This window comes from Puia sp. (assembly GCF_035546395.1).
Lineage (GTDB): Bacteria > Bacteroidota > Bacteroidia > Chitinophagales > Chitinophagaceae > Puia.
In genome coordinates this window covers 337,025-354,502 of the sequence record NZ_DASZXR010000015.1, presented here as the reverse complement: position 1 = coordinate 354,502, position 17,478 = coordinate 337,025, and the positions used below count along the sequence as shown (strand labels likewise).

Below are 17,478 nucleotides of genomic sequence, written 5' to 3'. Positions count from 1 at the left end.
GTGCGTTTATAACCAAAGGAAAATGGTGCCAGAAAAAGCCAAAGGATAATCAATTGATCCTCAAATCCTTCGGTATATTTCGCCAAAACGGGCCTTCTCAGTTTGGGAAAAGCGGCCTGTGGTTGGGAATTATTTAATTACCTCCGCCTGCAGCTGGCCGATGCATTCTTTGATGACGTTGTCGATGGTCGCCACCAATGGGGCCACCTGGTCCAGGGACTCTTTCGCCCGGGCATTGGCCTCGACGGTCCGGATCTCCTGCCGGATGGACTTGATGCCCATTGAATCTATGGTGGATTTGAGCTTATGAGCTGTCTTACTAACCTGGTCCCAGTTCTCTTCCAGTAGGGCATTCTTCAGGTCCTGCATGTTTTGCGGTACGGTCTCGATAAAAAGCGCCACCATCTTCTTTATGAAGTTCTCATCACCCCCCGATACGGATTGCACCATGGAAAGGTCATATAATCTGGGGTTCCCAGGTATCATATTGCTGTTGTTAATGTTAATGGTGTGGGCAGGGGCAATCGAAGCAGGAGACCCGACGGGGTCCTTGAGACGGTTCAAATTTCGCGAAATTACGCGGAACAACCTCGCTTCGTCGAAGGGCTTTGCCAAATAATCGGTCATCCCCGCCGCCAGGTATTTTTCACTATCGCCTTTCAGGGCATTTGCCGTCAGGGCGATGATGGGGATATTCGCCTTTACCGGATCGGGAAGCTTACGGATTCGCTGCGTGGCTTCTATTCCATCCATCTCCGGCATTTGCACGTCCATCAGGATGCAATCGAAGGAGCTGTTGTCCATCGCCTCGAGGGCTTCCCGGCCATTGTTCACGATCATCACCTCAAAGTCCCAGGACTCGAGGATATGCCGGGCGAGATATTGATTCAGCTCCACGTCCTCCGCTACCAATACTTTCCGATGTCCGAGACTATTATAATCTATTTCCTGACTGACTTCATTTTCCTGCATATCTTCAATACTTAACTTATAGGGGACGCGTATCGTAAAGGCCGAGCCCTTGCCCTCTTCACTATGTACCAGCAATTCGCCGCCCTGCATCTCGACCATGTTCTTACTGATGGTCAAGCCGAGACCGGTGCCCCCATATCGCCGGGAGATCGTTGCATCCGCCTGTTCAAAGGGTTCGAATATCGTCCGCAGCTGATCTTTCCCGATGCCGATCCCGGTATCCTGGATCGTGATCTCCACCGTCACATCTTCCTCGTCGTGGTCCCGGATGCCGGTCGTGATATTGATATGGCCTTCGTTGGTGAACTTCAGCGCGTTGCTTAAAAGATTGTTCAGCACCTGGCTAAGCCGGTAGGGATCGCCTTCGACCACCAGGTCCGCTGGAACCGAATTCTGGAAGATCAACCCGAGCTCTTTCTCTTCTGCCCGGTATATAAAGGACTGGATCGTTGTGGCGATCTTGTCCACGATCTTGAACGGAATCCGCTCCAGCTGCAATTTCCCTGCCACGATCTTCTCCAGATCGAGAATGTCGTTTACGATCACTAAAAGGTTGTTTGCGGACTCTTGTATCAGCTGAAGGTAGTTGCGCTGCTGTGGATCCAGCCGGGTCTTATTGAGCAAACTGGCGATCCCGAGAATGCCGTTCATCGGGGTGCGGATCTCGTGACTCATGTGGGCCAGGAAGGACTCCTTCGCCCGGGCAATATCATCGGTCATCTTCTTGGTGATGCGCAATTCCCGTTCCATATGGATACGGTCGGTGATGTCCTGCGAGAAGCCGATGACATACGGTTCGGACCCGGGTTCCTCCATCCGCACATTCTTATATAACAGGTAGATCTCCTCGCCGGTCTTGTTGAGCACGCAGAACTCCCCGCTCACGGCGTTGACCGATGCACGGATCGCACGAATATATTCGCCTTCGAATTTTTCCCGGTGCTTTTCCGGCACGAACTCCTGGATGCACCGACCCAGCATTTCGGACTCTTCAAACCCGAGGACCCTGCGAATGGCGGGATTGACGGAGAGCAGCCTCCCGTCGAGGTCGTGGGTACAGATCAGCGCCTGGCTATGATTGAAGAGATCGCGATATCGCTTTTCGCTTACCCGCACCTTTTCCTCAAACTCCTTTGTTTCGGTGATCCGTACGGCATAGATGATCACCTGCTGCAGACTCCCTCCTTCATCGAACACCGGGAACACCCGGTGCTGGAAATGCTGCACTCTCCCTTCAGGATCCATGGATGATTCGGCCCACTCCACTACCCTGCGGGTCCGCCGCGCTTTTTCGAACACCATCCGCCTTGCCCGCGCCATCGCCGCAGGACGGCCGGCGTACTGGCAGAACTCCTCATTGGTCTTTCCGATCATCCATTCCCGGAGATGCTGTTCCGGGATGGCGCTGGGATTGACATAAAGAAACCGGTATTCGGGATCCGCGACAATGATCTCAGCAGGAACGAGACTGAGGACGTCCTCAAAAAATTGGTTTTGCAGGGGCATGCATAGGAGGTTTTGGGATGCGACGATGACCCGTCACTTCATCTTGAGCTCCCCATTCTGGATCATGCGATAAAGCGTGGACTTGCCGACATCCAGTTTCTTGGCCACGAGCAAAACATCCTTGTCGTATTTATCCAGGTAATGTTGCAGGATCTGAATCTCGAACTCCTTTAAGGTCATCTCTTTATTCAACAGGTCGGCAATACTTGCCGTTGTATTCAGCGTAATATGCTCGGCCTGGATCATCTCTTCATCCGCCATAACGACGGCCAACTCCACCACCGACTTCAACTCGCGGACGTTACCGGGGAAGGGGTAGCTCAGCAGCTTGGTTTGCGCCTCCGGCGACAGGGTCCTTTTATCCATTTTATTCTCCTTGCAGAACCCGTCGATAAAATACTTCGCCAGGATCAGGATATCGTTGCCCCGTTCCCTTAAGGGCGGCAGGGAGATGGGCAGACCGATCAACCGGTAGTAAAGGTCTTCCCGGAAATTCTTGCTCTTCACTTCCTCGAGCAGGTTCTTATGGGTAGCGACAACGATGCGGGCGTCGATCTTCGTTACGGTATTGCTGCCGATCCGGGTGATCTCCTTTTCCTGCAGGACGCGAAGCAGCTTCGCCTGGAGATTGATATCGAGCTCGCCGATCTCATCGAGGAAGAGAGTCCCCTTATCCGCCTCTTCGAATTTTCCGATCCTGCGGGTGACCGCGCCGGTAAAGGCGCCTTTCTCATGCCCGAACAGCTCGCTTTCGATCAGGTCCTTTGGGATGGCGGCCACGTTAACCGCCACGAAAGGTAGCTTATGACGATCGGAATTATAGTGTATCGCCTTGGCGATCATTTCCTTACCAGAGCCGGTCTCACCGGTGATGGATACGGTGATATTCGTTTTGGCGGCTTTCTCGATCATGGAGAAAACCTTGAGGATCTGCTCGCTCTTCCCGAGGATCATCTGGGAGAAGTCGTATTTCCGGCCCACCTGGTTCTTCAGGGTCTCCACCTCCTGCTTCAGGTTGCTGATCTCCCGCAGGTGCAGGATGCTGTTCCACAACCGGTCCTTCGTGTCATCATCCTTCACGATATAGTCAAATGCCCCGTTCTTCAGCAGGTTGATGGCGGTCGCCACGTCCTCCTGACCTGAAATGACAATGACCCGGCTGTCGGGATTATGTTCTTTGATCTTCTTAAGCACCTCAGCGCCATCACAGTCCGGAAGGGAGTAGTCAAGTGTTACAACATCCGGGTTCTCATGGAGTTGGGCAAAAAAGTCGCGGGGGGATTCAAATCGCTTTACCTCATACTCGGGATTGAGGGAAAGATAGTGCTGGAGCATCGAGCCGTACCAGACATCATCTTCCACGATAAAGACTTTAAAGTGATGGTTTTTCATGCTGCGTTTACTTAGGATATGAATCTAACGTTGAAATGGCGAATTTATTCCCATATTAAGACATTTTCCAATCCATTCTTGCTCTTTTCGACTAAATAAGACATTCCTCTTATCTTTGATTCATGTCGCTAAACCGGGAGAAGCTTCGCCAGCGTTTCGACGAAGAGTACCAGAAACTGAACGCACAACAACGCCTGGCGGTGGATTCCACGGAGGGCCCCGTCATGGTCATCGCCGGTCCCGGGACTGGAAAGACCCAGATCCTTGCGGCCCGGATCGGCAAGATCCTGCTCGAAACGGACGCCAATCCCGGCAACGTCCTCTGTCTCACCTATACGGATGCCGGCACGATCGCCATGCGGCGGCGCCTGCTGTCCTTTATCGGCCCGGACGCCTATAAGGTCAACATCCACACCTTCCACTCCTTTTGCAACGAGATCATCCAGGAAAATCTGCCGCTGTTCGAAAAGACCGCCCTCGACGCCATTTCCGACCTGGAACGCATCCAGCTGTTCAAGGACCTGATCGATGGGTTCCCCAAGAACCATCCCCTGAAACGCTACCGCGGGGACGTCTATTTCGAGATGGGAAACCTGCAAAGTCTTTTCTCGACGATGAAAAGGGAGGGTTGGACGCCGGAGTTTATCAACCAAAAGATCGACGAGTACCTCGGCAGCCTGCCCGGCCGGGAAGAATATATCGCCAAACGGGCCACCAAAGAATTCAAAAAGGGCGATCTGCGTATCGATAAGATCGAGGAGGAACGGGAACGGATGGACAAACTGCGGGCGGCAGTAGGCGAATTCGACCGGTTCCAGGAGCTGATGCGTAAGCGTAACCGCTACGATTTCGACGATATGATCAATTGGGTGATCAAGGCTTTCTCGGGCAACAAGGCCCTGCTATCTTCCTACCAGGAACGCTACCAATATATCCTCGTCGACGAATACCAGGATACCAGCGGTACCCAAAACCGGCTGGTCAGCCTGCTGATAACTTATTGGGAGCAGCCGAATATCTTTGTCGTCGGCGACGACGATCAGAGCATTTACCGGTTTCAGGGGGCTAACGTGGAGAATATGCTGGACTTCGCCCAGCAGTACCAAAAAGATCTGCTTACCGTCGTGTTGACCAACAATTACCGGTCGACCCAGCCGATCCTCGATATCTCCCGGGCGCTGATCGAGCGCAACGAAGAGCGTCTTGTCCGGCAGCTGCCGGGACTTTCCAAGCAGCTGGTGGCCAGCCATCCGCATACGGGTAAGCTCCAATTACCCGCCCGGCTGCTGGAATACCTGAGCCCCCGGCAGGAAATGACGGGCATTACGCTGGAAGTGGAACGGCTGCTTGCCGAAGGCGTGGCGCCGGGCCGCATTGCGATCATCTATAAGGAGAACAAATATGGAGAAGAGCTGGCGCGGTTCCTTCAGCTGAAGAATATCCCGGTATACAGTAAGCGCAGCGTCGACCTCTTTACCATTCCGCTGGCCCGGCAGGTCCTGTTGCTGCTGCGCTATCTCGCGGCCGAGCACGATGCGCCCTACGGCGGCGATGAAATGCTGTTCGAGATCCTGCATTTCCATTTCTGGGGGATCGCCCCGATCGAGATCGCCAAGCTATCGGTCGAAGTGGCGGACCGGCAATTCGGCGATCAGCGTACCTCTATTCGCCGGCTACTGTATGAAAAAGCCAGCCGGCCGGCACGCGATCTGTTTGACTCCGGGCTGCCCGAGCCCATGAAAAAGGCCAGCCAGGCGCTTGAAAAGCTTATCGGCGAGGTGTCCAATGTCACGCTGCAGGAGCTGTTCGAACATTGCATCCGCGATACGGGTATCCTCAGCACCGCGCTGGCCGGGCCGGATAAGGTCAACCAGGTGCAGGTGCTGACGGCGCTGTTCGACTTTATAAAGGAAGAGACCCGAAGAGACGCTGATCTTAACCTGGAACGGCTGATCCAAACCATCGACCTGATGAAGGACAACGCGCTGCCCCTGCCGCTGATCCGGGTCTCGGGAAGCGACAAGGCGGTCAACCTCCTGACCGCGCATGGGTCCAAGGGCCTCGAGTTCGAATATGTGTTCTTTGCCGGCGTCAATGCCTCCACCTGGGAGAAGAAGCGGCGGCCGGGCGGCGGCTATAAATACCCGGACACGTTGTTCTCATCCATCACGGCATCCGCATCCAACGGGGACGAGGAGTTGCGGCGGCTGTTCTATGTCGCCCTGACGAGGGTCGAACACCATCTGACCATCTCCTATCCGCGATACCGGGACGACGGCAAGGAGCTGGAGCCTTCGGTCTTTCTCGCCGAAATCCTCGAAAATCAAGGCCTGGCCTTTGAAAAGGTGACGATATCGGCGGAAGAGCAGGCCGCCTTTGACACACTGCCTTTTACAGAAACCATTGCGCCGGAGATCGAAGCGGCCGAGGAAGATCTAATCGGCCGGATGCTGGAGAAATTTGTCATGAATGTCACGGCGTTGAACAATTACCTGAAGTGTCCGCTGGAATTCTATTATCGCAACCTGATCCGCATTCCTTCCCCCAAGAATGAAGCGACGGAGTTTGGCAGCGCCGTGCATTTTGCCCTGCAGCGTCTCTTCGAAAAGATGCAGCAGCATGCCGGCGGGCAATTCCCCGAGAAGAAGGAGATGTTGATGGATTTTGAGTGGTATATGCGCCGTCACCGCGAGATCTTTACCCGCGAGGCCTTTGCCCGGCGGATGGAATATGGGTTGGAAGTACTGGCCAACTACTATGACAAGTATCTCTTCCTTTGGAACAAGATCGTGGCGGTGGAAAGGAATATCCGGAACGTGGTCGTCAAGGGTGTCCCCTTAAAGGGAAAGCTGGACAAGCTGGAATTCCAGGGCAAGGAGGTGAATGTGGTCGACTATAAGACCGGCGATGTCGACAAAGCCGCGGATAAGGTGAAGGCCCCAAACGAAAAAAATCCGGACGGCGGCGACTACTGGCGGCAGGCTGTCTTTTACAAGATCCTGGTGGATAGCTATGAGCAGAAGGACTGGAAGGTGGTGAGCACCGAGTTCGATTTTGTCGAGCCCGATAAGAAAAAGGAATACCGGAAGGTAAAGATCGTCATCACTCCGGAGGATATCACGACGGTGACTCAGCAGATCGTCCAGACCTGGCAGAAGATTCAAAACCGGGAATTCTATACCGGGTGTGGCAAACCGGACTGTCATTGGTGTAATTTTGTGAAGACCAACAACCTGGCCATTGCGCTCCACGAGGTGGGCGAGGCGGAGGACGAAGAGGTGGAGCCACGCCCGGCCGGCGCCTAAAATAACATTTTATTGAGGCAAAACCCATTATGTTTGCGGAATGAAGATCAAGACCGGGCTTCTGTTTCTCCTGTCGTGCTCCCTCTCTGTCGTTTGTATTTTTGGCCCCACGGGTTGCGCCAATATTGTGGCCCCGTTGGGGGGACCGAAGGATACCATCCCGCCCGTGCTGGTCTCCGCGATCCCGAAGGACTCCGCAAAGAAATTCACGGGCAACAAGATCATCCTCACCTTCAACGAATACATCGATGGCAAGGACCTGCGGAACGAGCTGCTGGTGTCCCCGGTGCCGAAGATCGACCCGCTTATCGACGCCAAGCTCAGGACCGTCACGATCCGCATCAAGGATACCCTGCAGGGCAGTACGACTTACGCCTTGTATTTTAACAGGGGCATCAAGGACGTGAACGAGGGGAACATTCTGCGCGATTTCATTTACGTTTTTTCTACCGGGGATACGATCGATCGGGCCGAACTCTCCGGTACCATCCTGGTTGCCAATACAGGCCGGCCGGACAGCACGCTCGTCGCGATGCTCCATGATAAATTCGACGACTCGGCTGTCGTCAAGAACCGGCCCAGGTATATTGCAAAGTGCGACAGTCTTGGGCATTTCACGTTCCGTTTCGTAAAACCGGGCACCTATGCGCTTTACGGGATGAAAGACGAAGGCGGAAGTCACAAATATCTTTCGAAGGCGCAGCTGTTCGCGTTTGCCGATTCGCCGGTCGTCGTCGGCTCCCGGTCGAAGCCTGAAACCCTGTATGCCTACGTGGAGGGGTATGATACGGTCAAAAAGGCCGGGACGACGGGCGGCGGAACGACCAGGCCTCCCGCGGCGCCCCGGAAGACCAATAAGGAGAGCGACCGGCGGCTGCAGGTGGGTATCAATGCTCCCGGCAACAGTTTCGATGTCCTCGATACCTTTCGCATCACCTTTTCCTCGGGTTTGAAGGTCTTCGACTCGACCCAGCTTCGGTTTACGGACGAGGGCTATCATGATATCGATGCCAAAAAGTATCACTACGAGCGGGACACGACCGGCAAGATCGTCACCCTCTTCTATGTGTGGCCGACAGGCACCAAGTTCCACCTGGTCCTTCCCCGGACCTTTGGCCAGGACTCCCTTGGCCGGAAACTGTTAAAGGACGATACCCTCAGCTTCACGACCAAGAAGGATATCGACTATGGGGAGATCCGCATCCGGGTCGGCAACCTCGATATGTCCCGGCATCCGGTGCTGCAATTCGTGTCGGGGGATAAGATCAAATACACCTATACCTTTGATGCCCGGCGCCAGGTGCGGCGCCTGCTCTTTGCTCCGGGGGACTATGAGCTTCGCGTCCTTTACGATGTCAACCGCAATATGATCTGGGATCACGGGTCCTTTTTCGGCAAGAACAAAAAGCAGCCGGAAAAAGTGGTCACTATTATGAAAAAGTTCACCGTCAAGCCCAATTGGGATAATGACAAGGATATAACCTTGTGAAGGGGCGCCCCGGCCAAAACTCGTATCTTTGCTGAATGCAATTTTCTTCGTCCTTACTGGAGCAGGCTGTCAATGAGTTTGCCAAATTACCGGGTATCGGGAAAAAGACGGCCCTGCGGTTGGTATTGCATCTGCTCAAGTCGGACAGCGGCAATGTCCAGGGTTTTGGCGAGACGCTTATCCGGATGCGCAACGAGATCAAATTCTGCCAGCGCTGTCATAATGTAGCCGATGCCGATATCTGTTCCATCTGCGCCAATTCAATGCGCAAGCAAGAGCTGATCTGTGTGGTGGAGAGCCTGCGGGAAGTGATTGCCATCGAAAGCACGCAACAATACAACGGGGTTTACCACGTTCTTGGCGGGATCATTTCCCCGTTGGATGGGGTTGGCCCGGACCAGCTCAATATCGAGACCCTGGTATCCCGGGTGCGTAAGGAGCATACCCAGGAGCTGATCTTTGCGCTGAACCCCAACATCCAGGGTGATACGACGATCTATTATATCCAAAAGAAGTTACAGGACGCCAATGTCCGGATCACGACGATTGCCCGGGGTATCGCCTTTGGTGGGGAGCTGGAATATGCGGACGAGATGACGCTGGCACGAAGCATCACCAACCGGCTGCCGGTGGAAAGCTACCGGGCCGGGGGTTAGAAGCCGGCCTCCGGAGGCCGTCGGATAGCTGACGTTGCGGATATCCGGATTTTATGTAAATTTGCATCCACAGGCGGATTTGTTTATTGTTCGGCCTGTTTAAAAACAAGAACTAATAAACGGTTGAAATATCCCACCATTTTCGGTTATTTCTCGTTTATAGGGTTCGTTGGAGGAATAACACATGCAATCAACACGCAAAAAGCTGGAAGAAGCCCTCAAAGAGCGCATCCTCGTCATCGATGGCGCCATGGGCACGATGATCCAACGGCATAAGCTGGAAGAAAAAGATTACCGGGGAGAACGATTCAAAGATTGGCCCTCGGACGTAAAGGGCAATAATGACCTTCTCTGCCTGACACAGCCGGATATCATCGAAGGCATCCACCGCCAATACCTCGATGCGGGGGCGGACATCATCGAAACGAATACCTTCAACTCCCAGGCGATCAGCCTGGCCGACTATCATATGGAGGCGCTGGCTTATGAGATCAATGTCGCCGCCGCCAGGCTCGCCCGGAAGGCGGCCGATGACTTTACGGCTAAAAACCCGGCCAAACCCCGGTTCGTCGCGGGCGCCATCGGGCCGATGAGCAAGACCCTTTCACTTTCTCCCGATGTCAACAACCCCGGATTCAGGGCGGTGAGCTTCGACGAGGTGACAGCCGCCTACTACGAACAGGTGAAGGGGCTGGTGGAAGGCGGAGTCGACCTCCTGTTGATCGAGACGATCTTCGACACACTCAATGCCAAGGCCGCCATCTTCGCGATAAAGAAATACTTCCGTGACACCCATCAGCCGGAACTGCCTATATCGATCAGCGGGACGATCACCGACGCCAGCGGCCGCACCCTCAGCGGCCAGACCCTGGAAGCTTTTTATGTATCGGTGATGCACGCGCGGCCACTCAGCATCGGATTGAACTGCGCGCTGGGGGCCCAGGAAATGCGGGCCCATATCGAAGAGCTGAGCCAGATCTCGGCCTGCTACACTTCCGCCTATCCCAATGCCGGTCTGCCCAACGCTATGGGCGAATATGATGAGCAGCCCGAACAAACCGCGCATTTTATCGAAGAATGGGCAGAGAACGGCTGGGTCAACATCGTCGGCGGCTGCTGTGGAACCACGCCCGATCATATCCGGCATATTGCCGGCGAGGTCGCAAAGATCAAACCCCGTCCTTTACCCGTTATTGAAACCGAGCTTGTTTAAAGAGAGGGCGAACCACGGGTTCGCTGGCCGAAGGCCCATCATAAACCGTGCGCCGGGATGGGTTATTTTTTCGGTTAACCCATAACCGGCGCACAATGACTATGACTACGATCAAACCCTTCCTCCGGCTTTCCGGTCTCGAACCGCTCGTCCTGCGGCCCATGACCAATTTCGTCAACGTAGGTGAACGCACCAATGTTACAGGCAGCAAGAAATTCGCCCGGCTGGTTCGCGAGGGGAATTATGAAGAAGCGCTTAGCGTAGCCCGCCAACAGGTGGAGAACGGCGCCCAGGTGCTGGACGTAAATATGGACGATGCCCTGCTGGACGGGGAAAAGGCCATGCAGACCTTTCTCAACCTGTTGCAGGCCGAACCGGATATCGCCAAGATCCCGATCATGATCGACTCGTCGAAATTCTCGATCATCGAGGCGGGTCTGAAATGTGTCCAGGGGAAATGTATCGTCAACTCCATCTCGATGAAAGAAGGCGAAGAGAAATTCATCGAGCAGGCAGTCATCTGTCAAAGCTATGGCGCGGCCGTGATCGTCATGGCCTTCGACGAGCAGGGCCAGGCCGATACGAAACAAAGAAAGGTCGAGATCAGCGAGCGCGCCTACAAGATCCTTACCGAACGAGTGGGTATGGCGCCGGAAGACATCATTTTCGATCTGAACATCTTCGCCATCGCCACCGGTATCGAAGAGCATAACAATTACGCCGTGGACTTTATCGAGGCGACGAGGGAAGTCAAACGACGAATGCCCTTGACCCGCATCAGCGGTGGCGTGAGCAATATCTCTTTCTCCTTCCGCGGCAACGAGACCGTGCGGGAGGCGATGCATAGCGTATTCCTGTATTATGCCATTAAGGCGGGGATGGATATGGGCATCGTCAACGCGGGTCAGCTGGTGGTCTATGACGAGATCGAGCCGCAGCTGCGGCGGCTGTGCGAAGACGTGATCCTGAACCGCAACGCCGAGGCCACCGACAAGCTGCTCGCCTTTGCGGAAACGGTCAAGGCGAAGGGCAAGGAAGAGGTAAAGGACGAGGCCTGGCGCCGTGGAACGGTGGAAGAGCGGTTGAAGCATGCCCTGGTCAATGGCATCACCGACTATATCGACGCCGATACGGAAGAGGCCCGGCTGAAATATCCCAAACCGCTGGACGTGATCGAAGGACCGCTGATGGCAGGAATGGATGTGGTCGGCGATCTTTTCGGCAGCGGAAAGATGTTCCTTCCGCAGGTGGTGAAAAGCGCCCGCGTGATGAAGAAATCCGTGGCCGTCCTTACCCCCTACATTGAATTGGAAAAAGAAGAGCGGAAAAAGGCAGGCGGCGAAGAGACCGCAGGAGCCGCAAAGATCCTCCTGGCCACGGTAAAAGGGGACGTTCACGATATCGGGAAGAATATCGTCGGGGTTGTGCTGGGTTGCAACGGATACGATATCATCGACATGGGAGTGATGGTGCCGGCGGATAAGATCCTCGAGACCGCCAAACGGGAAAAGGTGGATGTCATCGGGCTCAGCGGCCTGATCACACCGTCCCTCGATGAGATGGTGCATGTCGCGCGGGAGATGAAAAGACAGGACTTCCAGGTGCCCCTGCTGATCGGCGGAGCGACGACCTCGAGGATGCATACAGCGGTAAAGATCGCGCCCGAGTTCGACAAGGGCGTGGTACACGTGCTGGATGCGTCGCGGAGCGTCACCGTGGTGGGATCGCTGCTTAGCTCCGAACAAAAGCCGGACTTCCTGCAATCCATCGGCACGGAATACCGGAAGCTGAAAGAAGACTTCAACAATAAGAAGACCGTCAAGCAATTCCTGCCTTTTGGAAAGGCACAGGAGAACCATGTGCCGATCGACTGGTCGGGTTTTCAACCGGTGGCGCCCGGCTTTACGGGTACGAAGGCTTTTGACGGCTATGATCTTGCGGCCATCGCCGAATACATCGACTGGGGGCCTTTCTTCATCGCCTGGGAGCTGCATGGCAAATTCCCGCAGATATTGAAGGACGAGGTTGTCGGGAAGGAAGCGACCCGCCTTTACAACGATGCCCGCCAGTTGCTGGACCAGATCATCCGGGAGAAGTGGCTGAAACCAAGAGCCGTTATCGGTTTCTGGCCGGCCAATTCGGATGGCAGGGATACCGTTGTGGTAGAGGCAGGCGAAAAGGCCGTACACCTCGAATTTTTGCGTCAGCAGATCAAGAAAGCGCCGGGTCAGCCCAATATCTCGCTTGCCGATTTTATCGCCCCTGCCGCTACGGGGAAGAAAGATCATATCGGGGGCTTCGTCGTCAGCATCGAAGGGATCGAGCCGCATATCCAGCGGTTCCAGGCCTCTTTCGACGACTACAACAAGATCATGCTGCAGGCGCTTGCGGACCGGCTTGCCGAAGCCTTTACCGAACTGCTCCACGAAAGAGTCCGGAAGGAGTTCTGGGGCTATGCAAAAGAGGAGCACCTGGCCAACGATCAGCTGATCAAAGAAGAATACCTGGGGATCCGGCCCGCGCCGGGCTACCCTGCCTGCCCCGATCATACGGAAAAATGGAAGCTGTTCGCTATGCTGGATGCGACAAAGCAAACAGGGACGATCCTGACGGAATCTCTGGCGATGTATCCCGCATCCTCGGTAGCCGGTTGGTATTTCGCCCATCCCGAAAGCAAGTATTTCGGCATCGGGAAGATCGAGAAGGACCAGGTGATCGATTATGCCGCCCGGAAAGAGATGGCTGTCTCAGAGGTCGAGCGTTGGTTGAGGCCTGTGTTGGAATATGATGCATAGATCGCGCGCAGCGACGAATCATAAATTTTGCCTAATTTTGTGCCGGCTTTAAACAATATCTTAACCTAAGCACAATAGCAAGCGTATGATGATGAGTGGCGCGCGTTATCGCAATCTTACCCTTAGCCTGTTCGCGATCGCAGTTCCTTTTTTAGCGTTCTCCCAACAGCAACCGGAAAAGAAAAAAAAGAAATTCATCAAGGAAGTGTATGCTTCCTGGGGATACAATGGAGAATGGTATACCCACAGCACCATCCATGTCTCACAGCCCAAGCTGGGTAACGACTACAATTTTGTCCATGTGAAGGCGCATGATCATCCGGGCTGGAATGAAGGGCTTTTCAGCAAGGCGCTGTCCATTCCACAATATAACTACCGGCTGGGCTTCCTGCTCGATGAGGAGCGGGGCTGGGGTTTTGAGATCAACTTCGATCACACCAAATATATCTTCGCCGATCAGAACGTGAAGCTGAAAGGAACGCTCAATGGGCGGCCGGCGGATACGACGATCGCGTTCAACCAGGCCAACGGCTTTTATTACTACCTGAACAACGGCGCCAACTTCCTTCTTTTCAACGTTACGAAAAAATGGCACGTGGTGAAAACCCGGAATGAGAAGGTAAAAGTGGATTTCCTTGGGAAATTCGGCGTCGGTCCGGTGATCCCCCACACCCAGAACAGTCTCTTTGGCATGCTCAATCACCAGGGCTTTCAGCTCGGGGGCTGGAATACGGGGCTGGAAGGCTCGCTTCGGGCCACCTTCCTTAAATATGTCTACCTGGAATATTCGAATAAGATAGATTACGCGCGCTATTCAGGACTAAACGTTTACGAAGGCAAGGCGCACCAGGCTTTCGGGACCTACGAGATGATCCTGAGTCTCGGGCTGATCCTTCCTACGACTGCGAAGAGATAGCCGGCTTTTTCTCGAAGAGCCACCATTTTCTTTTCCGGGCCTTTTCGCGATAATTCTTTTTGATGAAGGTGTCGATATGCTGACCCGCTTCGGCAATACTGTCGGTCAGCAGGACGAGGGAGAGATCTTCCTTTGAGATCGTCCCCTGCGCGGCCATGGATCCCATGTAATCGAACAGCGGCGTATAGTATTCTTTTCCAAACAGCACGATGGGAAACCGGACAAGGGTCTTTGTCTGCACGAGGGTAAGGGTCTCGAAGAACTCATCCATCGTTCCGAACCCGCCGGGCATGATGACGAAGGCATAGGAATACTTTACGAGCATGACCTTGCGAACAAAGAAATGTTCAAAGGTGATGGACGTCTGTACATAAGGATTGGCGGCCTGTTCGAAGGGCAGCTTGATATTACAACCAACGGACATTCCCCCGGCTTCGAAGGCGCCGCGGTTGGCGGCTTCCATGGTTCCCGGGCCGCCGCCGGTCATCGTTGTAAAGCCCATCGATGCGATCTGCCGGCCCATCTCCCGCGCCGACTGGTAATGGGGATGACCCTCCTTGAAGCGGGCCGATCCAAAGACCGTGATACAGGGACCAACGAAGTGAAGCGTGCGAAACCCTTTTATGAATTCCCGAAATATCTTCCAGGCAAAATTGAATTCGTAGGTCCTGCTCTTGGGGCCGTCCAGAAATTGGATATCTTTAGCGGCAATGATCCGGTGTAATTGTTCCATGCTGGTGTAGTATATTGCGGCTCTAATTTAGCGCAAACATGGCACTCTCCACCCTTCGCATCGTCAGTTATAATGTTAATGGCCTCCGGGCCGCCATGAACAAGGGATTGATCGAGTGGCTGAGATCGGATGTCGCCGATATCTTCTGCGTGCAGGAGATCAAGGCCCACCGGGATAATGTCGATCATGCCTTATTTACCGGCCTGGGCTACCACGACTATTGGTTCCCGGCGCAGAAGAAGGGATACAGCGGCGTCGCTGTCTTTACGAAGATCAAGCCCGACAACGTGATCTATGGGACGGGACATGCCGTCAGCGATGACGAAGGCCGGGTGATCCAGCTGGAATTTGGTGATCTCCGGCTGATCAATGCCTATTTCCCATCGGGCACCAGCGGCGAGGAGCGGCAGGGCTATAAATATCAGTGGCTGGACGAGATGTTTGCCTATCTCGGTGAATTGAAGAAGGAGCGCCCGCGGCTGGTGCTTTGTGGCGATTACAATATCGCCCATCGGGATATCGACATTCATGATCCGAAAGGCAACAAGAACAACTCCGGATTTTTACCCGGGGAAAAGGCCTGGATGGACAGGTTCCTCGCCAGCGGGTGGGTCGATTCCTTCCGGCACCTGAACGCCGACCCTCATTGTTACACCTGGTGGAGCCAGCGGTTTCCATCGGTGCGATTGCAAAACAAAGGCTGGCGGATAGATTATATCAGCGTCACCGAACCCTTACGGCCGCAGGTGCGGAAGGCCGGCATTTATCCGGATGTAAAACACTCCGATCATTGCCCGATATATCTTGAACTCGCCTTAAGCTAACATCATGATCGTATATAATGTCACATGTAAGGTGCGTTGGGAGATAATGGAAGGCTGGCTCGGCTGGCAGGTGGACGAACAGATCCCCGCGATGCTGAAGACGGGCCTTTTTGACAGCTATCAGCTTTACCGGCTGCTGGACCAGGAAGAAGACGAGGGCCCTACGTTCGTGATCCAGTATTTCACCAGTAACCTGGAGCGCTACGAGCAATTCCTGATCGAATTCGCACCGGCGATTCAGCAGCAGGGATGGGACAAATGGGGGGACAGCTACCTCGCTTTTCGGACGCTGATGGAGCGGGTTCGGTAACGGACGACAAGATATTGTGCCTGTGCGTTAATTGTGGAAAAACACCAGAACCCGCTGCCATCCTGAGTTTCAAGACTTCATGAAAAACGCGAATCGGATTTTTACTAACGTCGATTCCCGTAAAATCCTTGCCTGACGCGGATTCGCGAAGGTTGTGATATGCGTGTGAGAATGAAAAAAATTTTGTTTGATTCAAAAAGCGGGTATATTTGTCCCTGCTAATTAAATAAAATTTCACACTATGAACAAAGCTGAATTAATCGCAAAGATTGCCGATGACGCTGGCATAACAAAAACTCAGGCAAATGCTACCCTCGATTCTTTTGTTGAAGCAGTTACCAAGACGCTGAAAGGAAACGGAAAGGTTACGCTCGTAGGCTTCGGTACTTTCTCTGTCTCCAAGAGGGCTGCCCGTAATGGCCGCAATCCTCAGACTGGTGCTGTTATCAAGATCAAGGCGAAGAAAGTAGCTAAGTTCAAAGCAGGGAAAGAACTGTCTGCAAAATTATAGTTTATGGGAAGAGGTGATAAGAAAACCAAGAAAGGGAAGATCTTCAAGGGTTCGTTCGGCAAAAGCCGTCCGGCAAAGCCTGCGAAGAAATCTGCTCCCGCCGCGAAGGGCAAATAACATTTGTCGCGTGGAGCGCTCCGCTGGCAAATAAAACTCTCGATCGCCGGCCGCTGGCCGGCGATTTTATTATGGAGCGAGCCGTTCGATCTTCCAGGCTCCTGAATTTTGCAGGCTATAGAGAATGCGGTCATGTAACCGGCTCGGCCGCCCCTGCCAGAATTCCATCTTTACCGGCTTCACCACATAACCGCCCCAGTGTCCCGGGCGAGGGATCGTTTTGCCGGCCCAGACGATGGCAATGCGTTGTTCGTTCTCTTCGAGCCACTCCCGGCTTTCGATCGCTTCGCTTTGCGGCGAGGCCCAGGCGCCGATACGGCTACCCAGCGGCCGGCTGTTGAAATAATCATCGCTCATATTCCCCGGCGCCAGCGACACGAGCCCGCTGATCCGGACCTGCCTTTCCAGCTCTTTCCAGAAGAACACGAGCGTTGCCCTTGGATTTTCCAGCAGCTGCTGGCCCTTGGTGCTATTGTAGTTGGTGTAGAAGGCAAATCCTTTTTCATCGAATCCCTTCAGGAGCACGATGCGGGCATCGGGCATTCCATCGGCGGAAGCGGTGGCAAGGGTCATCGCATTGGGTTCATCGATGTCGGAACTGATGATCTCCTGCCACCATTTATTGAACTGTGCAAAAGGGTCCTTGAGAATATCTCTTTCCGAAAGGGATTGCAGCTTGTATTCCTTGCGTATATCGGCGATGGTTGTAGACACGGGAGCTCGATTTTTGGACAACGAA

General features: G+C 54.0%; 14 protein-coding genes. 10 read left to right on the top strand and 4 right to left on the bottom strand.

Going from position 1 to position 17,478, the window contains the following annotated elements:
• Positions 1 to 129: 129 nt before the first annotated feature.
• Both VHE34_RS19480 and VHE34_RS19475 read right to left on the bottom strand, forming a co-directional pair.
• Positions 130 to 2,478, bottom strand: coding sequence for a PAS domain S-box protein (locus tag VHE34_RS19480; RefSeq protein WP_325590708.1), 2,349 nt, complete (start codon positions 2,476 to 2,478; stop codon positions 130 to 132).
• Positions 2,479 to 2,511: 33 nt separating this feature from the next.
• Positions 2,512 to 3,870, bottom strand: a complete 1,359-nt coding sequence (locus tag VHE34_RS19475) for a sigma-54 dependent transcriptional regulator (protein ID WP_325590706.1) — start codon at positions 3,868 to 3,870, stop codon at positions 2,512 to 2,514.
• Between the two features lie 122 nt (positions 3,871 to 3,992).
• Between VHE34_RS19475 and VHE34_RS19470 the strand changes: the two genes are divergently transcribed.
• The 6 genes from VHE34_RS19470 (at position 3,993) to VHE34_RS19445 (ending at position 14,244) form a co-directional block, all read left to right on the top strand.
• Positions 3,993 to 7,175, top strand: coding sequence for an ATP-dependent DNA helicase (locus VHE34_RS19470; protein WP_325590704.1), 3,183 nt, complete (start codon positions 3,993 to 3,995; stop codon positions 7,173 to 7,175).
• A gap of 40 nt (positions 7,176 to 7,215) precedes the next feature.
• Positions 7,216 to 8,664, top strand: coding sequence for an Ig-like domain-containing domain (locus VHE34_RS19465; RefSeq protein WP_325590702.1), 1,449 nt, complete (start codon positions 7,216 to 7,218; stop codon positions 8,662 to 8,664).
• 35 nt (positions 8,665 to 8,699) lie between these two features.
• Positions 8,700 to 9,320, top strand: a complete 621-nt coding sequence (recR, locus tag VHE34_RS19460) for a recombination mediator RecR (protein ID WP_325590699.1) — start codon at positions 8,700 to 8,702, stop codon at positions 9,318 to 9,320.
• A gap of 184 nt (positions 9,321 to 9,504) precedes the next feature.
• Complete coding sequence (locus tag VHE34_RS19455) at positions 9,505 to 10,533, top strand: homocysteine S-methyltransferase family protein (RefSeq protein WP_325590697.1); 1,029 nt, start codon at positions 9,505 to 9,507, stop codon at positions 10,531 to 10,533.
• Positions 10,534 to 10,634: 101 nt separating this feature from the next.
• Positions 10,635 to 13,328: a methionine synthase gene (gene metH, locus VHE34_RS19450; RefSeq protein WP_325590695.1), complete on the top strand. Its 2,694-nt coding sequence runs from the start codon at positions 10,635 to 10,637 to the stop codon at positions 13,326 to 13,328.
• A gap of 85 nt (positions 13,329 to 13,413) precedes the next feature.
• Positions 13,414 to 14,244 carry a hypothetical protein gene (locus tag VHE34_RS19445; protein WP_325590693.1) on the top strand — a complete coding sequence of 277 codons (831 nt, stop codon included), beginning with the start codon at positions 13,414 to 13,416 and terminating at the stop codon, positions 14,242 to 14,244.
• Here VHE34_RS19445 and VHE34_RS19440 read toward each other — a convergent pair.
• Positions 14,225 to 14,977, bottom strand: coding sequence for a TIGR00730 family Rossman fold protein (locus VHE34_RS19440; RefSeq protein ID WP_325590691.1), 753 nt, complete (start codon positions 14,975 to 14,977; stop codon positions 14,225 to 14,227). The genes VHE34_RS19445 and VHE34_RS19440 overlap by 20 nt on opposite strands.
• A 38-nt stretch (positions 14,978 to 15,015) precedes the next feature.
• Here VHE34_RS19440 and VHE34_RS19435 point away from each other — a divergent pair, with 38 nt between their 5' ends.
• The 4 genes from VHE34_RS19435 (at position 15,016) to VHE34_RS19420 (ending at position 16,739) form a co-directional block, all read left to right on the top strand.
• Positions 15,016 to 15,801 (top strand): exodeoxyribonuclease III, encoded by a 786-nt coding sequence (locus tag VHE34_RS19435; protein ID WP_325590687.1) that lies wholly within the window; start codon positions 15,016 to 15,018, stop codon positions 15,799 to 15,801.
• 4 nt (positions 15,802 to 15,805) lie between these two features.
• Complete coding sequence (locus VHE34_RS19430; RefSeq protein ID WP_325590685.1) at positions 15,806 to 16,111, top strand: DUF4286 family protein; 306 nt, start codon at positions 15,806 to 15,808, stop codon at positions 16,109 to 16,111.
• Between the two features lie 241 nt (positions 16,112 to 16,352).
• A complete protein-coding gene (locus VHE34_RS19425) occupies positions 16,353 to 16,622 on the top strand; it encodes an HU family DNA-binding protein (RefSeq protein ID WP_325590683.1) in 270 nt (89 codons plus the stop codon).
• 3 nt (positions 16,623 to 16,625) lie between these two features.
• Positions 16,626 to 16,739, top strand: a complete 114-nt coding sequence (locus tag VHE34_RS19420) for a 30S ribosomal protein THX (protein WP_325590681.1) — start codon at positions 16,626 to 16,628, stop codon at positions 16,737 to 16,739.
• 69 nt (positions 16,740 to 16,808) lie between these two features.
• Here VHE34_RS19420 and pdxH read toward each other — a convergent pair whose 3' ends face one another.
• Positions 16,809 to 17,453 (bottom strand): pyridoxamine 5'-phosphate oxidase, encoded by a 645-nt coding sequence (gene pdxH, locus VHE34_RS19415; RefSeq protein WP_325590679.1) that lies wholly within the window; start codon positions 17,451 to 17,453, stop codon positions 16,809 to 16,811.
• Between the last annotated feature and the right edge of the window lie 25 nt (positions 17,454 to 17,478).

Coding starts and splice junctions, on each gene's coding strand:
- VHE34_RS19480 (WP_325590708.1), bottom strand. CDS start 2,478: ATGCCCCTGCAAAACCAATTTTTTGAGGACGTCCTCAGTCTCGTTCCT.
- VHE34_RS19475 (WP_325590706.1), bottom strand. CDS start 3,870: ATGAAAAACCATCACTTTAAAGTCTTTATCGTGGAAGATGATGTCTGG.
- VHE34_RS19470 (WP_325590704.1), top strand. CDS start 3,993: ATGTCGCTAAACCGGGAGAAGCTTCGCCAGCGTTTCGACGAAGAGTAC.
- VHE34_RS19465 (WP_325590702.1), top strand. CDS start 7,216: ATGAAGATCAAGACCGGGCTTCTGTTTCTCCTGTCGTGCTCCCTCTCT.
- recR (WP_325590699.1), top strand. CDS start 8,700: ATGCAATTTTCTTCGTCCTTACTGGAGCAGGCTGTCAATGAGTTTGCC.
- VHE34_RS19455 (WP_325590697.1), top strand. CDS start 9,505: ATGCAATCAACACGCAAAAAGCTGGAAGAAGCCCTCAAAGAGCGCATC.
- metH (WP_325590695.1), top strand. CDS start 10,635: ATGACTACGATCAAACCCTTCCTCCGGCTTTCCGGTCTCGAACCGCTC.
- VHE34_RS19445 (WP_325590693.1), top strand. CDS start 13,414: ATGATGATGAGTGGCGCGCGTTATCGCAATCTTACCCTTAGCCTGTTC.
- VHE34_RS19440 (WP_325590691.1), bottom strand. CDS start 14,977: ATGGAACAATTACACCGGATCATTGCCGCTAAAGATATCCAATTTCTG.
- VHE34_RS19435 (WP_325590687.1), top strand. CDS start 15,016: ATGGCACTCTCCACCCTTCGCATCGTCAGTTATAATGTTAATGGCCTC.
- VHE34_RS19430 (WP_325590685.1), top strand. CDS start 15,806: ATGATCGTATATAATGTCACATGTAAGGTGCGTTGGGAGATAATGGAA.
- VHE34_RS19425 (WP_325590683.1), top strand. CDS start 16,353: ATGAACAAAGCTGAATTAATCGCAAAGATTGCCGATGACGCTGGCATA.
- VHE34_RS19420 (WP_325590681.1), top strand. CDS start 16,626: ATGGGAAGAGGTGATAAGAAAACCAAGAAAGGGAAGATCTTCAAGGGT.